Source organism: Rhizobium sp. A22-96 (assembly GCF_053521805.1).
In genome coordinates, this window is sequence record NZ_JBNWDQ010000003.1 from 671,176 (window position 1) to 689,336 (window position 18,161).

An 18,161-nucleotide genomic window follows, 5' to 3' on the forward strand; every position below is an offset into this window, starting at 1 on the left:
GTAACAGCGGTGAACTTTAGAATTGGATGAAATTGGGAATAGAGGAGGCAAGCCCTATTTTGCTCACATTCCCGCCGTTACAGCAAAGTATCATTCACGCGCGGATGGTGCACGGCTTTGTCTAGTTGCCGTCTTGCATTAACGCCGTGAGCGTGCAAAACGCCCGTGGTTATGCGATGATATCGCAGTCGTGCCGCATGAAGAACAAGCACCGGTAGTATCATAATGATCAGACTGATTGGATATTTCTTTGGGCTAGGCTGCCTCCTTTTTCTGGGCGCGGCAGCTGCGGCGGCGATCTATTTGAGCGTCGTCTCCAAGGAGCTTCCCGACTACGAGGTGCTTGCGAAATATGCGCCGCCCGTGACGACTCGCATTCACGCCGGCAACGGCGCGTTGATGAAGGAATATTCTCGCGAAAACCGGCTTTTCGTACCGATCCAGGCCATTCCTGATCGCGTCAAGGCAGCTTTCCTTTCGGCTGAAGACAAGAATTTCTACAATCATCCGGGTGTCGACGTTAACGGCCTGCTGCGCGCCGTCGTCGTTAACCTGCAGAACATCGGTTCGGGCCGCCGCTTCGTCGGCGCATCCACCATCACGCAGCAGGTTGCCAAGAACTTCCTGCTTTCTGCCGATCAGACGTTCGACCGAAAGATCAAGGAAGCGATTCTGTCTTTCCGCATCGAACAGGCCTACAGCAAGGACAAGATCCTCGAGCTCTATCTCAACGAGATCTATTTCGGGCTGAATTCCTATGGCATTGCCGGCGCCTCGCTTACCTATTTCGGCAAGTCGGTCAACGAGCTCAGCATCGCCGAATCGGCCTATCTCGCATCGCTCCCGAAAGGACCTGCCAACTACAACCCGTTTCGTCGCGCCGAGGCTGCGCTTACCCGCCGCAATTGGGTGATCGACCGTATGGTCGAGAATGGTTATGTGAGCCAGAGCGATGGCGAAGATGCCAAGAAGCAGCCCCTCGGCGTCGTGCCGCCGAAGAGTGGCCCATCGTTGTTTGCCTCCGACTATTTCGCCGAGGAAGTCCGCCGGCAGCTGATCGACCAGTATGGCGAAAAGACCCTTTACGAAGGAGGTCTCTCGGTTCGCACCTCGCTTGATCCGCAGATGCAGCTGGAAGCGCGCAAGGCTCTGCAGGACGGTCTGGTCGATTATGACGAGCGCCGCGGCTATCGTGGCCCCATTAAGCAGATCACGACCTCGCAGGATTGGGGAGCCGAGCTTGCCAAGGTCCCGAGCTTGAGCGATGTGCCGGAATGGCAGGTCGCCGTCGTGCTGTCCGTATCCGATCAGGCTGTCGACATTGGCTTGCAGCCGAGCGTCGATGCCAGCGGCAAGGTTTCGACCGACCGCAAGCGCGGTACCATCGCCGCAGCCGACATGCGCTGGGCCTTCCGCTCGGCCGGCGGTAAAGCGGTGAAATCACCCAGCGGCGTGCTGAGCCCAGGCGATGTCATTTTCGCGCAGAAGACCGGTAGCGCCGATTCCAGCAGCTATCGCTTGCGCCAGCCGCCGAAAGTGCAGGGCGGCCTGGTGGTCATGGACCCGCATACCGGGCGCGTGCTCGCCATGGTCGGCGGTTTCTCTTATGCGCAATCCGAGTTCAACCGCGCGACCCAGGCAAAGCGCCAGCCGGGTTCGTCCTTCAAGCCCTTCGTCTACGCAGCCGCGATGGACAACGGCTATACGCCTGCCTCCGTCATTCTGGACGATCCCTTGCAGATCACGCTTAGCAATGGCGATGTCTGGAAGCCTACGAACTACGAAGGCGAGGGCGGTGGTGTGCACACGCTGCGCTTCGCCATCGAACATTCGCGCAACCTGATGACGGTTCGCCTCGCCGCCGACATGGGCATGCCCCTGGTCGCCGAATATGCCGAGCGCTTCGGGATCTACGACCGCATGAACCCGGTTCTCGCCATGTCGCTCGGTGCCGGCGAAACGACGGTGCTGCGGATGGTTTCGGCCTATTCGGTCATCGCCAATGGCGGCAAGCAGATCAAGCCGACGCTGATCGACCGCATTCAGGACCGCTACGGCAAGACCATCTTCAAGCATGAGGAGCGTGTCTGCGACAGCTGCAACGTCAGTGCCTGGCAGAATCAGGATGAACCTGTCATCGCCGACAATCGCGAGCAGGTGCTCGATCCGATGACGGCCTATCAGGTCACCTCGATGATGCAGGGCGTCGTCATCCGCGGCACGGCTGCTGGGAAGATCAAGCTCAACACCGATGTCGCCGGTAAGACCGGCACGACCAACGACGAAAAGGACTCCTGGTTCGTCGGCTTCACGCCGAGCCTCGTCGCCGGTCTCTACATCGGCTACGACACTCCGGCCACGCTTGGTAGAGGCGGCACGGGCGGCGCTCTTGCGGCTCCGATCTTCAACGAATTCATGCAGGCTGCGACGAAGGACGAGGCGCCGGAGAAATTCCAGGTGCCACCGGGAATGACGATGATGGCAGTCAACCGCGCCACGGGCATGGCGGCAGAACCGGGCGATCCGAGCGCCATCATGGAAGCCTTCAAGCCCGGCACCGGCCCTGCCACGACCTTGACGGTCATCGGCGGCGGAGAGGCGGCACAGGTCGCTCCAGAGGAAATTCTGCGGACGTCGCCACAGGCGAACCAGGCTGTTACCTCGGGAGCCGGCGGCCTGTTTTGATGCCATCCTATTTGTCCGATCACGATGCCGCGGGGCTTTACAGCTGCGGCATGTGTATCTATGTCACCAGCACTCTTTGAATTGGATTGCCGCTCGTCACGAACGGCGAAATGAAGAAGCAGGAACATGAGAGCCGAAATCGAGAAAATAGTCGACGAAACCAAGCAGGCTATCACCCTGCTGAGGAGGCATCTTTGACTGGGATCAGGCGGTAAGACGACTGGACTGGTTGAATAACAAGTCAGAGGATCCGACCCTCTGGAACGATGCTGCCGAAGCGCAGAAACTGATGCGCGAGCGCCAGCAGCTTGATGATGGCATCAGTGGCGTGCGTGCCCTCGAACAGCAGCTTACTGATAATGTCGAGCTGATCGAACTGGGCGAAGAAGAGGGCGATGCCGATGTCGTTCGCGACGCGGAAGAGGCTCTCAAGGGCCTGAAGACCGAAGCGGCGCGCCGGCAGGTGGAAGCCATGCTCTCGGGCGAGGCCGATTCCAACGACACCTATGTCGAAGTCCATTCGGGCGCAGGCGGCACCGAGAGCCAGGACTGGGCGAACATGCTGTTGCGCATGTATACCCGCTGGGCCGAACGCCAGCGCTTCAAGGTTGAGCTGCTCGAAGTCCATGACGGGGAAGAAGCCGGCATCAAGTCCGCGACGCTGCTCGTCAAGGGACACAATGCCTATGGCTGGCTGAAGACCGAATCGGGCGTGCACCGTCTCGTGCGCATTTCGCCCTATGACAGCAACGCGCGCCGTCACACGTCCTTCTCGTCGATCTGGGTCTACCCGGTCGTTGATGATTCGATCCAGATCGATATCAACGAAAGCGACTGCCGTATCGATACCTATCGTTCTTCCGGCGCCGGCGGGCAGCACGTCAACACCACCGACTCGGCCGTTCGCATCACGCATATCCCGACGGGCATCGTCGTGCAGTGCCAGCAGGAACGTTCGCAGCACAAGAACCGGGCCAAGGCCTGGGACATGTTGCGCGCCCGCATGTACGAGGCGGAGCTGATGAAGCGCGAAGAGGCAGCCAATGCCGAAGCCGCTTCCAAGACGGATATCGGTTGGGGTCACCAGATCCGTTCCTACGTCCTGCAGCCCTATCAGCTCGTCAAGGATTTGCGCACCGGCGTTGCCAGCACGGCGCCCGGCGATGTGCTTGATGGCGATCTCAATGAATTCATGGAAGCTGCGCTTGCGCATCGCATCAGCGGTGCGGCGGATGCCGTTGTCGACGACGTCGATTGAGTTCAGATAGATGCGAACAAACAAAAGCCCCGGTAACGGGGCTTTTTTCATGCCGGCATTCGTCAGCATTCAATCGGAGAATTGTTCTGCCAGTATCCTCTCGGACCAGGAGCGATCCGGATCGGAAAGAATGCGCGCGGTCGTGTCTTCGGTCTGGGCGATCCGGACGCTGAGGACCGATTTGACCTCGGCATTGTCGGCGACGGCGTTCACCGGCCGCTTCTCCGGTTCCAGCACAGTAATCTCGATCGAAACCTTGTTCGGCAATAGGGCGCCGCGCCAGCGGCGAGGGCGAAACGCACTCACGGGCGTCATGGCCAGCAATGGCGCTTCCAGCGGCAGAATGGGACCGTGGGCGGAGAGATTGTAGGCAGTGGAGCCAGCGGGCGTCGTGACCATCAACCCATCGCAGATCAGTTCCGGCAGGCGTACGTGTCCATCGATCTCGACCTTGAGCTTTGCTGCCTGGTAGGACTGGCGAAACAACGAGACTTCGTTGATGGCGAGCGCGACCGAGGTGGTGCCGTCATCATTGCGCGTGCTCATCTGCAGCGGATGAAAAGCATTTTCGACAGCTGCATCAATGCGTTCCGCCAGGCAATCCGTGCGATAGTCGTTCATCAGGAAGCCGATGGAGCCGCGATTCATGCCATAGACGCGCTTGCCGGAATTCATCGTCTTGTGCAGCGTCTGGAGCATGAAGCCGTCGCCGCCAAGCGCCACGACGATATCGGCCTCCTGCTGCGGCGTCTGGCCATAGAGGCGAATCAGTTCTGCCTGAGCCTCCTGGGCTTCCGGAGCAGGTGAGGCGAGAAAACAAACAGACTGAAAATGACGCGACATGCAATGTCCCTTTAATCATCGTACTAGGTAGTCATATTCCCCCTATGCGACAAGACGTTTTGCAAAGACTGGTAAATCTGCGATCGCCACGGTGAACCGGAACCTGAGGAAAACAACCGATTTTCCCTTTACAGGATTTCAAAATCTGTTAGTTGGCATGCCGATGTGCCCTTGTAGCTCAGTTGGTAGAGCACCTGATTTGTAATCAGGGGGTCGCGGGTTCGAACCCTGCCGGGGGCACCATCATCATTCCGCAAGTGTTGCGGTTCCTCCATTACAATTTGCAAATCATTGGTGTCCGCGTTCACGCGAACCGCAATGAGTGTCCGATTTTTTCAGGAATATGGTGGCGATGCTAATGTCGGTATGGAAAACCGGCGACATCAGCCTAATATGTCAGTGCAGACGCCTTCAGGCCGTTTGCGACGATCTTCAACATAATATCGCTCCTTGGAAAGACATGACCATCAAGCCGAAGAAGCCCAAACTCGAACATTCCGAGCTCTCAGGTGAATTTACCGATGACGATGTCACCGTTCTGGTCGATATCTTTCGCGCCGCCGGCACCAATGACGACTGGCGGATGGAAGTCATCACGCCGGAGGAAGATCTGATCGAGTGGGAAGAGCCCTTCGCTACCGACCGCGAAGCCTTCGACGAATTCCTGGCGACGATTGCGCGCGATGGCATCAGGTCGTTCTTTGACGAAGCGGATCCCGCAGTTCACTGAGCCTCTTTCGGCTTTTCCGTCGATTTCATCGTCACGGCGCGGCTCGGTTTGCCGTCGGCATGTCGGCCGACCGCAGCCGAAAGTGTCGCTTCATTTACAAGGCGCAAAATAGGCATACACTTCTCCGGCCAATGGCGGGCGCGGATATGATCATGCACAGGATATCGAGGCATGTCGTCTTGGGATTGCCGCTTGTTGTGATCGCGGTGATTGTGAGCGTGTCGGCTTTGGCCGGCGAGAACTGCTACTGCAAGAATACGGATGGAAAGCAGCATGCGGTCGGTGAGGTCGCTTGCATGACCGTGGGCGGCAAGAACTATCTCGCGCAATGCGAGATGAACCTCAATGTCACCTCCTGGTCGAAGTTGCAGGAAGGATGCCCGGTCACGCGGAGCGGGTTCAAGCAGCAATCGGTTTGGCACCCTCAGCTGATCGCGATACGCTGACCATTGCTGGCTATTGGCCGTGGCAGGTGCGTTCCGAATGGCGCCCATGCCGGACGGGTCGCTCTACCATGTCTTTCAACAGAAAATAGGAATGGGCGAAATAGATGCCTATTTCCGCGGCGCAGCCTTCGAGATTATTCCGCTTTGCCGTTGGATCAATATATCCCTCCACGCTGGGCGGATCGTGAAAATGAACTTTCGGATATTCGACAGTACCACGCACACAGTGAAACCTTGCGCCGCGCGACAATGATCAGTGGCCGTTGAACCGGCTCCAAGAAAGATGTCGCGTTTCCGAGGCATCAACCAGATGCGCCGCTCCGATGCTCAGCCGCCCTGTTTGCGCAACAGCAAGAGCGGCTCGCCTTCCTCTTCGTCGGACTTCTGAAAACTGCCGTCCGGCTTCATGTCGAAGGAGAGGGAGGAGCCGTCATTGCCCAGCATCACCAGGCCGAAGCCCTCCGTCGCCCAGAGCGAAAGCTTGAGGTCGCCGACTTCGCTGGGACAGTCCCCGGCTGGTGACATTTTCGCGGTTCCGTCCGGATCCTTGTCGGTGGTCAGCGTGACATCGCAGACGGGTTTTCCATCCGGCCGTTGGATGTGCCAGGCTCCGGCGAGGCTTGCAACGGTCGGCACATGGTCGACGTCGCCAAGCGCTGGTAGCAGCCAGGTGGGGTCGCCGGCGTCACTCTCCCAGGGAGAGCCTTCTTCCTGCTGGAACCGGACAAGCGTTTTCGCCGAGGCATCGATGATGGTGAGGGATCCGTCATCGGCGAAATTCCATGCGCTCGCCTTGGAGAGTGCGGGCAGGGGCGTTGCACAGGCGTCCGCCCCGGTGATGCCATAGCCGCCGCCGGTGACCGGGTTGGTATCGAAGGTCAGCCGGCATCCCTTGGCACCGCTTTCAGGTGCCAATAGCCATGCGCCCGCCTGCGCTTTGACAAGTTCGTCATCGGCAGCGCGTGCCGGTTGACCCATAGCGAGAGCAAGGGCGACGGAAGCCGCCGCTAGACCAAGAACACGGATCAAGGCAAATTCCCCCAACTGGTCGCGGCAGCTTCGGTGCCGCTAGATTTTCAGATAGGATCGCGCCGCATAAAGCGCGATCGCCGCTGCATTCGAGACATTGAGCGATTTGATGGCGCCCGGCATGTCGAGGCGCGCCAGTGCGTTCACGGTTTCCCGCGTCTTCTGGCGCAATCCCTTGCCCTCGGAGCCGAGAACGAGGGCGACCTTGCCGCCGCTGAAGGTGCCTTCGAGCGGTGCCGGCCCTTCCGAATCAAGGCCGATGGTCGTGAAACCCAGCTGGTGCAGTTCGCCGAGCGCATCGGCGAGATTGGTGATCTGTATATAAGGTATGAGTTCGAGCGCGCCCGAGGCCGATTTTGCCAGCACGCCTGATTCGGTCGGGCTGTGGCGCTGCGTGGTGATCACGGCTCCTGCATCGAAGGCCACGGCCGAGCGCATGATCGCGCCGACATTGTGCGGATCCGTCACCTGATCGAGAACGAGCAACAGCGGGCTGTCCTTCAGCGCTTCGAGGCGGCGAACGGGCAGGGGCCGCGTTTCCAGCATCACGCCCTGGTGGATCGCCTCAGGTCCCAGCACCTTGTCGATATCCTGCGGCGAAACGATCTCCACGGGAATGCCGATCCCTTCAACGGGGCCGATCTCCAGCCGCACCAGCGCATTCTGTGTCGTGGACAGCTTAATGTTCTTACGCTCGGGATTGGCAAGAGCGGCGCGAACGGTATGCAATCCATAAAGAAGGACCTGGTCCGGCGCGAGTGCCGGCGGCTTCCAATCGTCCGCGCCCGCCCGCTTGCGCTTCTGCGGCGCCGGCGTCGGGATTTCGCCGCGCTCGCGCTTGGCGTCGCGATGGGCGCGCCGCAGGGTGGCATAATGCGTATCCTTGGCCGACTTGTCGTCGGCGGTGTTGTCTGGGCCGGAGCGGCCGGAAATTTTATCTTTGCTCATGCGGCTTTATAACCAGCGCCTTCCCGGGCGCATAGCCTCTTTTGGCGGCAAGCTTTTCCCACAGGCTGAAATCTTTTCGTCATTTTTGGTAATTCCCTGTGTTGACAGACGGAAATCGTCCGGTCATATACGCGGCGCAGATGACGGCGGCGACGCCAACATCGAGCAACTTGGTCGCAAGATCCAGTCGGAATACTGGAGGGATGCCCGAGTGGTTAAAGGGGACGGACTGTAAATCCGTTGGCTCAGCCTACGTTGGTTCAAATCCAACTCCCTCCACCATTCCGGACCGGATCTTGACCACCCGCGCGGGTATAGCTCAATGGTAGAGCAGCAGCCTTCCAAGCTGAATACGCGGGTTCGATTCCCGCTACCCGCTCCAAAGTTTTTAAATCACCTAGCTATATGACGTGTCACGGTGTGCCAGTCGGCCTTCTTAGTTCGACATTCCACTTGTTCCCGCGTTCGGCGGCTGCTCTCCAAGCCATCGCTGCGGCTATATGCCAGGCTCCGGCGTCTCGACCTGCTCGGCACCGCATCGTCGTCCGTCCAATCCTTGCCGGCGCTTGAGGCCTCGTAAGCTTCAAGCGTCCCGGATATCCGAAGCAAGCCCACGACAATCCCGCCGACCATACAGGCAATGCCCGTCACGGCAATCATGTGGTGCATTGTCTCACTCCAAAGACTCTACCTCGCTGCTGCAATCAGTGACTGAGCCGAGCGATTTCTCTTTCGGCATCGGCAAATTCCTCTGCCCAACACTTCAAGTCAGCGGGAGTGGCGCATTCAGGCAGAGCATTTGCTGCGTAAGCACCCAGCATTACTCTTGCCAACTTGCGTCTCGATTTTGCGGCGTCCCTTGGCAATTTAAAGATGATCAGATCTTGCGTGTCATCGGTCATGATCAACCCGCTTTGTGTCTTCGGTATGCAAAGGTTCCGGTGGAGATACGCATCGGGGTCAATTGTGGGTGTCCCCGCATTTCCACGTTTTAACTACGGCCAACCCAATAGCCAGGGTGGCGTCATATGGAGGCGTAGCGAGGTTTCGGCTGATAAGTTGACATACAGCGTCGCGAACTTGATCGGCAGTTATTTTATCCGGAAGACAGGTCTTGCCGGCAAGCCGAGTATACTTGCCGTTGTTAAATGTCTTCTCTTGCGGGCTTTCGGCTTCTAGAGCGCGATCCATTGCTCTTGAAGCGGTGTTCATGTGATCAAGGACGCCTGCGATATAGAATGATGCGCTTTTGGGATCGGACTGACAAAGGCCGTAGAGCTCATAAAAGTTCATGTGTCGCGCGTCAGGGGTGGCGTTCGATGGAAATACCGTCACCGTGACGAGTAGCAACGCTGCGATTAGTCTCATGAACTTAACTCAAGATTGAAGTTGTTGTTTAACATTCAATCATCCCAGATATTTTCTGACAATGCCTCATTCGTGACAGAACACGCCGCGCCGACCTCATACGCTTCGCAACTGGTCTACTTCCTCGCAAATTCGATGGGATCTGGCTCCGGCATACCGGCTCGCGCTTCCCATGCGGCCGCGCTCAATTTTCTCCGACGGGTGCCGAGGCGAGGAAATTTCCCCCAACCTCCCGCTTCCTTCAGGCGAGTTTGCTTTCAGCATCACGGCTCGAAATCCGACCATTTGTATTCCCAGCGATCGCCGAGGTGGTTAAATCATGCGCACACAGGCTGCGTACCGCTTGAAAACGTTGGCGCCCTTCCTCTTTGCATATTTGACATGAAGGGTTGCTTATATCAACGCGAGCGATAGATATTGCTCAGGCAACCGAAACGGGAGAGCGCAAATGGGTATCTTCGACAAGATCAAGGGTGCAATCTGGGGACAGGCAAAGGCTGCCGAGGCTGCTCCTGCACCGACCACCACCGCTGCAACTGCCAATCCGGCGCCTGCGCCGACGCCGACTCCTTCGTCTACCACGGCCGCCACATCGCCTGCGACCAGCGCGCCGTCGGCTCCGGTGGATATCGCCTCGATCCTTGATGCGGCGGTAAAGAAGAGCGGCCAGAAGCTGGACTGGAAGCATTCGATCGTCGATCTGATGAAGGCGCTTGGCATGGATGCAAGCCTTTCCGAGCGCAAGGAACTGGCGCAGGAACTGGGCTACACCGGAGATGCCGGCGATTCCGCCAAGATGAATATTTTCCTTCACAAGGCGCTTCTGCAGAAGCTTGCCGACAATGGCGGCAAGGTGCCGGCCGATCTTCTGGACTGATAGCGTCAAGCATCGGTGAACGGCATCTGCCGGCCTCAACCGGTAAAGCGTCGCGATCGGTGACGATCTATAGCCGTTTAATTATTTTGCGCCCTTTCCCAGCGGGAGAGGGCGCTTTGTTTTGACCGATATCCCATTTGCAAGGATGCTTTCATCCCGCATCCACCACTGGAATTCCATAGGATGCTTCCCTATCTAAGCGTCTGAACCGGCAAATGCTTTTTTGTCTTTCCGGATCGGCCGGCGAACCTTACGCGGCGAATGAAAGTCGAAGGCTGCGGATCATGCGCCATCGGCCGGGCTTCGCTTGAAATAGGCCCTGCAATTAAGTCTTGCGCAAACGCGACGAAAGCCTTAAACGGCGGCACTAAACCGGTTCGCCGGGGTCACTCATTACGTTCATAGGAAGCATTCAAATGGCAAAGAGTAAGTTTGAGCGCAATAAGCCTCACGTTAACATTGGTACGATTGGGCACGTTGACCACGGCAAGACGTCGCTGACAGCAGCGATCACGAAGTACTTCGGCGAGTTCAAGGCGTACGACCAGATCGACGCTGCTCCGGAAGAGAAGGCTCGTGGTATCACGATCTCGACGGCCCACGTTGAGTATGAGACGCCTGCTCGTCACTACGCTCACGTCGACTGCCCCGGCCACGCTGACTATGTCAAGAACATGATCACCGGTGCTGCACAGATGGACGGCGCGATCCTGGTTTGCTCGGCTGCCGACGGCCCGATGCCGCAGACCCGCGAGCACATCCTGCTTGCTCGTCAGGTTGGCGTTCCGGCAATCGTTGTGTTCCTGAACAAGGTCGACCAGGTTGACGACGCCGAGCTTCTCGAACTCGTCGAGCTCGAAGTTCGCGAACTTCTGTCGTCCTACGACTTCCCGGGCGACGACATCCCGGTTGTCAAGGGTTCGGCACTTGCTGCTCTTGAAGACTCTGACAAGAAGATCGGTGAAGACGCGATCCGCGAGCTGATGGCTCAGGTTGACGCCTACATCCCGACGCCTGAGCGTCCGATCGACCAGCCGTTCCTGATGCCGATCGAAGACGTGTTCTCGATCTCCGGCCGTGGTACGGTTGTGACGGGTCGCGTTGAGCGCGGTATCGTCAAGGTTGGTGAAGAAGTCGAAATCGTCGGCATTCGTGCGACGTCGAAGACGACGGTTACCGGTGTTGAAATGTTCCGCAAGCTGCTCGATCAGGGCCAGGCAGGCGACAACATCGGCGCACTGGTTCGCGGTGTTAACCGTGACGGCGTCGAGCGTGGTCAGATCCTGTGCAAGCCGGGCTCTGTCAAGCCGCACAAGAAGTTCATGGCTGAAGCCTACATCCTGACGAAGGAAGAAGGCGGCCGTCATACGCCGTTCTTCACGAACTACCGTCCGCAGTTCTACTTCCGTACGACGGACGTGACCGGCATCGTGACGCTTCCGGAAGGCACGGAAATGGTTATGCCTGGCGACAACGTGACCGTTGCCGTTGAGCTGATCGTTCCGATCGCGATGGAAGAAAAGCTTCGCTTCGCTATCCGCGAAGGCGGCCGTACCGTCGGCGCAGGCATCGTTGCCTCCATCGTCGAGTAATCCCAGGATTATTCCTTTATAAAGAGGCCCCGCTGGAAACAGCGGGGCCTTTTCATTTGCTTGATGGTTGGCGAGCCTCCGCCAGAGCCCTGCTGACGATGTCTGCAACGAAATCGCTCTTGCCGCCGGTATAGTGATCCCAATCGCCATCCGCTTCGATTGCAAGCTTCCTCTTCAACGTCGCATAGGTCTCGGCAGCTTCGGGATGAACGCGAAGATAGTCGCGAAAGAGGACCCGTTCCTGATGGGCAGGATTGTCCGGCAGGCACAGATAGAGGCGCGTCCCGTAGGGCTTCTCGTCCTTGGTGAATGTCCACCTGTCGGCGCCATGTGGGTCACCGTGAAAGACGTATCCATCATGCTTCAGCCGTTCGGTTGCCTCGATCCTTGCTTCATTGGATAGAAGTACTGCATCGATATCGAGCTTCGGCTTGGCGCAAAGTCCTGGGATGGATGTGCTGCCAATATGCTGGATATCCGTCGGATGGCCGAGCAGGGCCGTGATCGCCTCGCGCCGGCTGCGGAAGAGGGCGGGCCAAGCAGGGTCGTAGTCGACAAGTTTGATTGCGTCCATTCCGTACCCGCCTTCCGCGCGATTCCCTCAGCCGTCGTGGATCTTTCTCCCAATCTCTCCCTGAGACAATCCGACCACGCCATATGCCTTGCGAAACGCCGGAAAGGGTCTATCTATCGCCCGGTTTTCCCAGGAGGAGATTTTCATGAAGAAGCGCATATTGTTCACCGGCGGCAGCGGCAAGGCCGGGCGGCACACTGTTCCCTGGCTCGTCGAAGCCGGCTATGAAGTTCACAATATCGATCTCGTGCCGCTCAATAGTCCCGGCGTTACCAATCTGCAGGCCGATATCACCGATGCGGGACAAGTCTATAATGTCCTGAGCATGCATCGGGATTTTCCCGATCTCGAAGAGGGCAAGGGCGTGCAGTCCTTCGATGCCGTCGTGCATTTCGCCGCCGTGCCGCGCATCCTGATAAAGCCGGATAACGAGACCTTCCGCATCAATACGATGGGGACTTACAATGTCATCGAAGCGGCCGCCAAGCTCGGCGTCAAGAAGATCATCGTCGCGTCAAGCGAAACGACCTATGGCGTCTGTTTTGCAGAGGGGCATCGTGATTTCCATCAGTTCCCGCTGGACGAAGATTATGATGTCAATCCGATGGATTCCTATGGCCTGTCGAAGGTCCTGAACGAGAAGACGGCCCGCGCCTTCGCCGAGCGTTTCGGCATCGATATCTACGCGCTACGCATCGGCAACGTCATCGAGCCGCATGAGTATGAGCGTTTCCCGGAATATTTCGCCAATAGCGAGATGCGCAAGCGAATCGCCTGGAGCTATATCGACGCCCGCGATCTCGGCCAGATCGTTCATCTCTGCATCGAGAAGAGCAGCCTTGGCTACCAGGTTTTCAACGCCGCTAACGACACGGTCTCGGCCAACACGCCGTCTCGCGAACTCGCAGCGAAGCATTATCCGAACGTGCCCTTCACCCGCGAGATCGGCGAGTATGAGGGCCTGCTTTCCAACCGCAAGATCCGCGAGGTTCTGGGCTTCAAGGAGGAACACGACTGGCGTAAATATGTGAAGGTTTGAGCTTCAGCGGCCTTTAGCACACGCCGGCTGGTGTTTTCCTCTGCCCGCCATCGATATCGAGCCGGGCAGGGGTTCTCTCCATTTGTTACGCTGCATAACCAAAAATGCTTCCGCAAACACTCGACAAATATCGTCATTTATCTAAGTAGAGTTGTGTTCGCAGGGTGTCCCCTTGAGATTGCAGCTCTCGGTAGGCCGTATTCAGGTCCCTGTTTCGAGCAAGCACCGCTTGGACAAGAGTGCCCGGGCGGGGTTGAAATGGACGCGGCCAGCGCCGCGACGCAGGATAATTTGCCGGGTGATTTTAGAGCAGCCGGCCGCTTCGGAGGTATTATGAAGGATAGTGTTGCACGTATATTTGTCGGCTTTGATTCAAAGGAGGTCGTAGCCTATCACGTCCTCGCCCAGAGCATCATCGAGCATTCTTCGATCCCGGTGGCGTTCTCGCCGATCGTGCTCGGTAATCTCGGCGGCATTTTCACGCGTGAGCGCAACGCGCTGCAATCGACCGAGTTTTCCTTCTCGCGCTTCCTCGTGCCTTATTTGAGCAACTATGAGGGCTGGAGCATCTTCATGGATTGCGACATGCTCGCCCGAACCGATATCGCCGAGCTCTGGGCGCTGCGTGACGACCGTTATGCGGCCATGTGCGTCAAGCATGACTACCAGCCGAAAGTCGAAACCAAATTCCTGGGCCAGACGCAGACCAAATACGAAAAGAAGAACTGGTCGAGCATGATCCTGTTCAACAATGCCAAGTGCAAGGCGCTGACCAAGGATTTCGTCAATACAGCGACCGGCCTCCAGCTCCACCAGTTCAAGTGGCTGGAGAGCGACGATCAGATCGGGGAGATCCCGGTCACCTGGAATTACCTCGTCAATGAATATGACCGCCGCGAAGATGCCAAGCTGGTGCACTTCACCGACGGCGGTCCGTATTTCGACGAATATCGCAATGACGATTATGCCGAAGAATGGTTCGCCATGCGCGACCGGATACTGCACGTTCAGCAGAAGTAAGCGCATTGGATCAGGAGGAAACAGATCCTATCGGCAAAGGCATTCCGGCGGCAGGTTCTGCGGCCGGACTGGGCAGCGCCGCTGAGTGGCGCGCGGTACTGGCGGCATTCTCGCATATCGTGCTGGTCGCCAACAGCGATGCGGTCGATATAGCGAGCCTGCAGGCGCAGTTTCCGCCCACGGCGCTCTTTGTCTTCTTCAATAAGGTCTACAAGGTTCTGGATCGACCGTTCCACGGACATTCACTGCTGATCTCGCGTGGCCAGCCGCGCGGTGCCAATATCGTCTACCGTGGGGAGGTGGGCGAGGTCGTCAAATTCTTTCCAAAGGAATACTTCCTCGGCATCCTCAATATCCGCCTCGGCCCCGAAGAGAAACTCAATCCGGCCGCGGACTTCCAGGGCGCACCCACCGGCCATCTTGATCTGGTCGGCCTCTGTTCCGATTTCTATACCGAGGGCAAGACGCCGACGAGCGGCTTTGCCCTGGCGCTCTGGTTGAGCGATCTGAAGCTGCCCGGTGCTATCGTCCTTGCTGGTTTTTCGGCAAGGCGCAGTCAGAAGTGGCGAGTGGTCTCCGTGCATGACTGGAGCTTCGAGCAGACCTTCCTGCGGCTCTTTGCACGGCTGGGAAAGATCACCATTCACGGCGGCGTATCGCTTAATCCCTATATCAGGCTCGCCGAACGATTTACCGACATACCGCCAGCCGAGATTTCGCTCGCGGCTGCAGAGGTATTGTCCGAGCGACTCGGCAACACCGATGCTGAGGTAGACAGGCTGATTTCCTTGACGAATGTGATTCGCTCCACGGATAACTTCCTGCGCCAGCTCAGGCCGAAATTTCTCAAACGCAAGCCGAAGGCTCCATCCGGAGAGCAATAGGCCAAAACAGGCTGCTTTGCCGCCTTTCTTCTTGGCCTTGCGGCAGCACATATCAGACGTGTTGCGGCAGAGTGAAGTGAGGAGCGACTGTCTTGATTGGGAAAAAGCGAAAAACGCTCTTGCCAATCGTTTCGTCCCGCCTTAAAGGGAGCGCCATGTCTTCGAACTGCCCGGACGGTACACCGCTCGATGCAATTCTCGAAGAAAGAAGGGGTATAGCTCAGTTGGTAGAGCGGCGGTCTCCAAAACCGCAGGTCGTAGGTTCGAGCCCTGCTGCCCCTGCCATTTTCCTTGATCTGACTGGCGCGCTGATATCGCTGCTTCTCGGGTTGAGGATTATGCCGGTTTGGCGGCAAATTTTCGAAAACACTGGATTACCTCTTGTTAAAACGGGAATCGGTGTTTATGTAGGGGTTCAACAGACACGCGGTGCGTGGGGCTGATTTGTTCAGCTTTACGCGCCGTAATTGCGTGGGCAGTCAATGGCATCCAAAACGAATCCACTAGCGTTTCTGCAGCAGGTACGCTCCGAGACGTCGAAAGTTACTTGGCCCTCTCGCCGCGAGACGATGATCTCGACGGTGATGGTATTGGTCATGGTTGTTTTCGCCTCGTTGTTTTTCTTTGCTGCCGACCAGCTCATCGGCTGGGTTCTCAGCTATGTGCTGAATACCGGCAACTGATAACGGGTGGAGATGAACATGGCGGCACGTTGGTACATCGTCCACGCTTATTCTAATTTTGAAAAGAAGGTGGCTGAATCCATCGAGGAGAAGGCTAGGCAGAAGGGTCTCGATCATTTGTTCGAGAAGATCCTCGTGCCGACTGAAAAGGTTGTCGAAGTGCGTCGCGGCCGTAAGGTCGATAGCGAGCGCAAGTTTTTCCCGGGTTACGTGATGGTTCGCGCCAACCTGACGGATGAAGCTTACCACCTGATCAAGAATACGCCGAAGGTTACTGGCTTCCTGGGTTCAGACAATAAACCAGTTCCGATTCCGGATTATGAAGCCGAGCGCATTCTCGGTCAGGTCCAGGAAGGTGTCGAGCGGCCGAAGGCCTCCGTGTCCTTCGAGATCGGCGAACAGGTCCGCGTTTCCGATGGTCCGTTCGCTTCGTTCAACGGCACGGTTCAGGATGTGGATGAAGAGCGTTCGCGCCTTAAGGTCGAAGTATCGATCTTCGGCCGCGCTACGCCGGTCGAGCTTGAATACAGTCAGGTCGAGAAGGTCTGATTATCGTCATTGCGAAAGGTCGGTGTCATCGCTGGCCTTTCTTTTGGGCTTGGATATAAGTAAACGCTTACTTATGTCTCGCGGCGCAGCCGCAATCCGCGTGGAAGGGTAGGGTCTTAGCCGGACCTGGTGATCCGCACCACGCAACCGCAGCCGCCGGAGCGATCCGGCATAATGGGCCGGGTAACCGGTCATTTGGAAAGGCAGAGAGAAATGGCTAAGAAAGTAGCGGGCCAGCTCAAGCTGCAGGTCAAGGCCGGCTCGGCGAATCCGTCGCCGCCGATTGGTCCTGCGCTTGGTCAGCGTGGCATTAACATCATGGAATTCTGCAAGGCGTTCAATGCGTCTACGCAGGAAATGGAAAAGGGTATGCCGATCCCGGTCGTCATCACCTACTACCAGGACAAGTCCTTCACCTTCATCATGAAGCAGCCGCCGGTCAGCTACTTCCTGAAGAAGGAAGCAAAGATCCAGTCCGGCTCGAAGACGCCGGGCAAGGGTGGCAAGGCTGGAAGCCTCACCAAGGCTCAGATCAAGTCGATCGCCGAAGCCAAGATGAAGGATCTGAACGCCGCCGATATCGAAGGCGCAATGGCCATGATCGAGGGCTCTGCCCGCGCCATGGGCCTGGAAGTGGTGGGTTGAGATCATGGTAGCAAAGCGTATTCAGAAGACTCGTGAAGGCGTTGATCCGACAAAGCTTTATGCTCTGGATCTGGCCATCAACATGGTCAAGGAACGTGCCGTCGCAAAGTTCGACGAAACCGTCGAAATCGCGATGAACCTCGGTGTTGACCCGCGTCACGCCGACCAGATGGTTCGCGGCGTTGTCAACCTGCCGAACGGCACGGGCCGTACGGTTCGCGTGGCCGTTTTCGCTCGTGGCGCCAAGGCCGACGAAGCCAAGGCTGCCGGTGCTGACATCGTCGGCGCTGAAGACCTGGTCGAAATCGTTCAGGGCGGCAAGATCGATTTCGATCGCTGCATCGCGACCCCGGACATGATGCCGCTCGTCGGTCGCCTCGGTAAGGTTCTCGGCCCGCGTGGCATGATGCCGAACCCAAAGGTCGGAACCGTTACGATGGACGTCAAGTCTGCCGTTGAAGCTTCCAAGGGCGGCGCTGTCGAGTTCCGTGTCGAGAAGGCTGGTATCATCCACGCCGGCATCGGCAAGGCCTCCTTCGAAGCCAAGGCTCTCGAAGAAAACATCCGCGCTTTCGCGGACGCCGTCATCAAGGCAAAGCCGGCTGGCGCCAAGGGTAACTACCTGAAGCGCGTAGCGATCTCCTCGACCATGGGTCCGGGCGTCAAGATCGAGCTGTCGACGGTTACGGCGCCTAGCGCCTGATAATCATATCGGACCTCGTGTCCGGTGTTTAAGAATTCCCGGCCTTTCGAGGCCGGGATTTCTGGAGAAATCCGGAATTCCTGTCCGAGATTGCAGGTGGTTATCCCTTAATCACTTAAGCCTGCATGAGACGGGTAAGACCCGAATTTTGAAGAAGCATCGCTTCGATGAACTCGGTTCGAGCCTTGGATGCCTTGTGCCTTTGAGCCGTCAGGCTTGAGCGCGAGGGGACAGGATCCTCAAGCGTCGCTTGGGATCTCTCTTGATCCCAGGAGGCAAAAGGCAACC

The 18,161-nt window shown here is 57.7% G+C and carries 19 protein-coding genes and 4 tRNA genes; 17 read left to right on the plus strand and 6 right to left on the minus strand.

Annotated elements, in window-relative coordinates:
* The first annotated feature begins 225 nt into the window (after positions 1–225).
* Together ACQZ6F_RS16010 and prfB are read left to right on the plus strand one after the other, a co-directional pair.
* Entirely contained in the window at positions 226–2,685 is a 2,460-nt protein-coding gene (locus ACQZ6F_RS16010) for a penicillin-binding protein 1A (protein WP_449093390.1), read from the plus strand.
* A 126-nt stretch (positions 2,686–2,811) separates the two neighbouring features.
* Positions 2,812–3,943, plus strand: a protein-coding gene (prfB, locus tag ACQZ6F_RS16015) for a peptide chain release factor 2 (protein ID WP_136687201.1) whose coding sequence is annotated in 2 segments (ribosomal slippage) — positions 2,812–2,880 and positions 2,882–3,943 — 1,131 coding nt in all. Because the reading frame shifts where the segments join, the coding sequence is not laid out codon by codon here.
* A 69-nt stretch (positions 3,944–4,012) separates the two neighbouring features.
* Here the strand turns inward: prfB and ACQZ6F_RS16020 are convergent.
* Positions 4,013–4,786, minus strand: a complete 774-nt coding sequence (locus ACQZ6F_RS16020; RefSeq protein WP_068386024.1) for an NAD kinase — start codon at positions 4,784–4,786, stop codon at positions 4,013–4,015.
* A gap of 167 nt (positions 4,787–4,953) precedes the next feature.
* On the opposite strand from ACQZ6F_RS16020, the gene ACQZ6F_RS16025 reads away from it, so the two are divergent.
* A tRNA-Thr gene (locus tag ACQZ6F_RS16025) sits at positions 4,954–5,029 on the plus strand.
* 217 nt (positions 5,030–5,246) lie between these two features.
* Positions 5,247–5,516: a hypothetical protein gene (locus ACQZ6F_RS16030; RefSeq protein ID WP_068386025.1), complete on the plus strand. Its 270-nt coding sequence runs from the start codon at positions 5,247–5,249 to the stop codon at positions 5,514–5,516.
* On the opposite strand, the gene ACQZ6F_RS16035 is transcribed toward ACQZ6F_RS16030, so the two are convergent.
* Positions 5,510–5,632, minus strand: coding sequence for a hypothetical protein (locus tag ACQZ6F_RS16035; RefSeq protein WP_281406649.1), 123 nt, complete (start codon positions 5,630–5,632; stop codon positions 5,510–5,512). The two genes, ACQZ6F_RS16030 and ACQZ6F_RS16035, sit on opposite strands and share 7 nt — an antisense overlap.
* Positions 5,633–5,668: 36 nt before the next feature.
* On the opposite strand from ACQZ6F_RS16035, the gene ACQZ6F_RS16040 reads away from it, so the two are divergent.
* Entirely contained in the window at positions 5,669–5,962 is a 294-nt protein-coding gene (locus ACQZ6F_RS16040; RefSeq protein ID WP_449093389.1) for a hypothetical protein, read from the plus strand.
* Between the two features lie 327 nt (positions 5,963–6,289).
* Here the strand turns inward: ACQZ6F_RS16040 and ACQZ6F_RS16045 are convergent, their stop codons facing one another.
* Entirely contained in the window at positions 6,290–6,991 is a 702-nt protein-coding gene (locus ACQZ6F_RS16045; protein WP_449093388.1) for an AprI/Inh family metalloprotease inhibitor, read from the minus strand.
* Positions 6,992–7,030: 39 nt separating this feature from the next.
* Positions 7,031–7,939: a 23S rRNA (guanosine(2251)-2'-O)-methyltransferase RlmB gene (rlmB, locus tag ACQZ6F_RS16050; protein WP_068386027.1), complete on the minus strand. Its 909-nt coding sequence runs from the start codon at positions 7,937–7,939 to the stop codon at positions 7,031–7,033.
* A 197-nt stretch (positions 7,940–8,136) separates the two neighbouring features.
* Between rlmB and ACQZ6F_RS16055 the strand changes: the two genes are divergently transcribed.
* Both ACQZ6F_RS16055 and ACQZ6F_RS16060 read left to right on the plus strand, forming a co-directional pair.
* Positions 8,137–8,221, plus strand: a tRNA-Tyr gene (locus ACQZ6F_RS16055).
* 26 nt (positions 8,222–8,247) lie between these two features.
* Positions 8,248–8,321 (plus strand) — tRNA-Gly (locus tag ACQZ6F_RS16060).
* Between the two features lie 578 nt (positions 8,322–8,899).
* On the opposite strand, the gene ACQZ6F_RS16065 is transcribed toward ACQZ6F_RS16060, so the two are convergent.
* Positions 8,900–9,307, minus strand: a complete 408-nt coding sequence (locus ACQZ6F_RS16065; RefSeq protein ID WP_449093387.1) for a Rap1a/Tai family immunity protein — start codon at positions 9,305–9,307, stop codon at positions 8,900–8,902.
* Positions 9,308–9,755: 448 nt separating this feature from the next.
* On the opposite strand from ACQZ6F_RS16065, the gene ACQZ6F_RS16070 reads away from it, so the two are divergent.
* Positions 9,756–10,184 carry a DUF3597 domain-containing protein gene (locus ACQZ6F_RS16070; protein ID WP_449093386.1) on the plus strand — a complete coding sequence of 143 codons (429 nt, stop codon included), beginning with the start codon at positions 9,756–9,758 and terminating at the stop codon, positions 10,182–10,184.
* Positions 10,185–10,600: 416 nt separating this feature from the next.
* Positions 10,601–11,776, plus strand: a complete 1,176-nt coding sequence (gene tuf / locus ACQZ6F_RS16075; RefSeq protein ID WP_077473019.1) for an elongation factor Tu — start codon at positions 10,601–10,603, stop codon at positions 11,774–11,776.
* A gap of 52 nt (positions 11,777–11,828) precedes the next feature.
* Here tuf and ACQZ6F_RS16080 read toward each other — a convergent pair whose 3' ends face one another.
* Positions 11,829–12,350: a GrpB family protein gene (locus ACQZ6F_RS16080; RefSeq protein ID WP_449093385.1), complete on the minus strand. Its 522-nt coding sequence runs from the start codon at positions 12,348–12,350 to the stop codon at positions 11,829–11,831.
* A gap of 145 nt (positions 12,351–12,495) precedes the next feature.
* Here ACQZ6F_RS16080 and ACQZ6F_RS16085 point away from each other — a divergent pair, with 145 nt between their 5' ends.
* The 8 genes from ACQZ6F_RS16085 to rplA all read left to right on the plus strand — a co-directional run bounded on the left by ACQZ6F_RS16085 (position 12,496) and on the right by rplA (position 17,873).
* A complete protein-coding gene (locus ACQZ6F_RS16085; protein ID WP_449093384.1) occupies positions 12,496–13,389 on the plus strand; it encodes an NAD-dependent epimerase/dehydratase family protein in 894 nt (297 codons plus the stop codon).
* A gap of 333 nt (positions 13,390–13,722) precedes the next feature.
* Complete coding sequence (locus ACQZ6F_RS16090) at positions 13,723–14,409, plus strand: glycosyltransferase family protein (RefSeq protein ID WP_077472950.1); 687 nt, start codon at positions 13,723–13,725, stop codon at positions 14,407–14,409.
* 5 nt (positions 14,410–14,414) lie between these two features.
* Positions 14,415–15,293, plus strand: coding sequence for a 3-deoxy-manno-octulosonate cytidylyltransferase (locus tag ACQZ6F_RS16095; RefSeq protein ID WP_449093383.1), 879 nt, complete (start codon positions 14,415–14,417; stop codon positions 15,291–15,293).
* 209 nt (positions 15,294–15,502) lie between these two features.
* Positions 15,503–15,578: transfer RNA gene (locus ACQZ6F_RS16100), tRNA-Trp, on the plus strand.
* 197 nt (positions 15,579–15,775) lie between these two features.
* Positions 15,776–15,976 carry a preprotein translocase subunit SecE gene (secE, locus tag ACQZ6F_RS16105; protein WP_068386049.1) on the plus strand — a complete coding sequence of 67 codons (201 nt, stop codon included), beginning with the start codon at positions 15,776–15,778 and terminating at the stop codon, positions 15,974–15,976.
* A gap of 18 nt (positions 15,977–15,994) precedes the next feature.
* Positions 15,995–16,525: a transcription termination/antitermination protein NusG gene (gene nusG, locus ACQZ6F_RS16110; RefSeq protein ID WP_068386050.1), complete on the plus strand. Its 531-nt coding sequence runs from the start codon at positions 15,995–15,997 to the stop codon at positions 16,523–16,525.
* Between the two features lie 213 nt (positions 16,526–16,738).
* On the plus strand, positions 16,739–17,170 hold the full coding sequence (gene rplK / locus ACQZ6F_RS16115) for a 50S ribosomal protein L11 (RefSeq protein ID WP_068386051.1): 432 nt from the start codon (positions 16,739–16,741) through the stop codon (positions 17,168–17,170).
* Between the two features lie 4 nt (positions 17,171–17,174).
* A complete protein-coding gene (rplA, locus tag ACQZ6F_RS16120; protein ID WP_068386052.1) occupies positions 17,175–17,873 on the plus strand; it encodes a 50S ribosomal protein L1 in 699 nt (232 codons plus the stop codon).
* Positions 17,874–18,161 lie beyond the last annotated feature (288 nt).

Coding starts and splice junctions, on each gene's coding strand:
- ACQZ6F_RS16010 (WP_449093390.1), top strand. CDS start 226: ATGATCAGACTGATTGGATATTTCTTTGGGCTAGGCTGCCTCCTTTTT.
- ACQZ6F_RS16020 (WP_068386024.1), bottom strand. CDS start 4,786: ATGTCGCGTCATTTTCAGTCTGTTTGTTTTCTCGCCTCACCTGCTCCG.
- ACQZ6F_RS16030 (WP_068386025.1), top strand. CDS start 5,247: ATGACCATCAAGCCGAAGAAGCCCAAACTCGAACATTCCGAGCTCTCA.
- ACQZ6F_RS16035 (WP_281406649.1), bottom strand. CDS start 5,632: ATGCCTATTTTGCGCCTTGTAAATGAAGCGACACTTTCGGCTGCGGTC.
- ACQZ6F_RS16040 (WP_449093389.1), top strand. CDS start 5,669: ATGCACAGGATATCGAGGCATGTCGTCTTGGGATTGCCGCTTGTTGTG.
- rlmB (WP_068386027.1), bottom strand. CDS start 7,939: ATGAGCAAAGATAAAATTTCCGGCCGCTCCGGCCCAGACAACACCGCC.
- ACQZ6F_RS16065 (WP_449093387.1), bottom strand. CDS start 9,307: ATGAGACTAATCGCAGCGTTGCTACTCGTCACGGTGACGGTATTTCCA.
- ACQZ6F_RS16070 (WP_449093386.1), top strand. CDS start 9,756: ATGGGTATCTTCGACAAGATCAAGGGTGCAATCTGGGGACAGGCAAAG.
- tuf (WP_077473019.1), top strand. CDS start 10,601: ATGGCAAAGAGTAAGTTTGAGCGCAATAAGCCTCACGTTAACATTGGT.
- ACQZ6F_RS16080 (WP_449093385.1), bottom strand. CDS start 12,350: ATGGACGCAATCAAACTTGTCGACTACGACCCTGCTTGGCCCGCCCTC.
- ACQZ6F_RS16085 (WP_449093384.1), top strand. CDS start 12,496: ATGAAGAAGCGCATATTGTTCACCGGCGGCAGCGGCAAGGCCGGGCGG.
- ACQZ6F_RS16090 (WP_077472950.1), top strand. CDS start 13,723: ATGAAGGATAGTGTTGCACGTATATTTGTCGGCTTTGATTCAAAGGAG.
- secE (WP_068386049.1), top strand. CDS start 15,776: ATGGCATCCAAAACGAATCCACTAGCGTTTCTGCAGCAGGTACGCTCC.
- nusG (WP_068386050.1), top strand. CDS start 15,995: ATGGCGGCACGTTGGTACATCGTCCACGCTTATTCTAATTTTGAAAAG.
- rplK (WP_068386051.1), top strand. CDS start 16,739: ATGGCTAAGAAAGTAGCGGGCCAGCTCAAGCTGCAGGTCAAGGCCGGC.
- rplA (WP_068386052.1), top strand. CDS start 17,175: ATGGTAGCAAAGCGTATTCAGAAGACTCGTGAAGGCGTTGATCCGACA.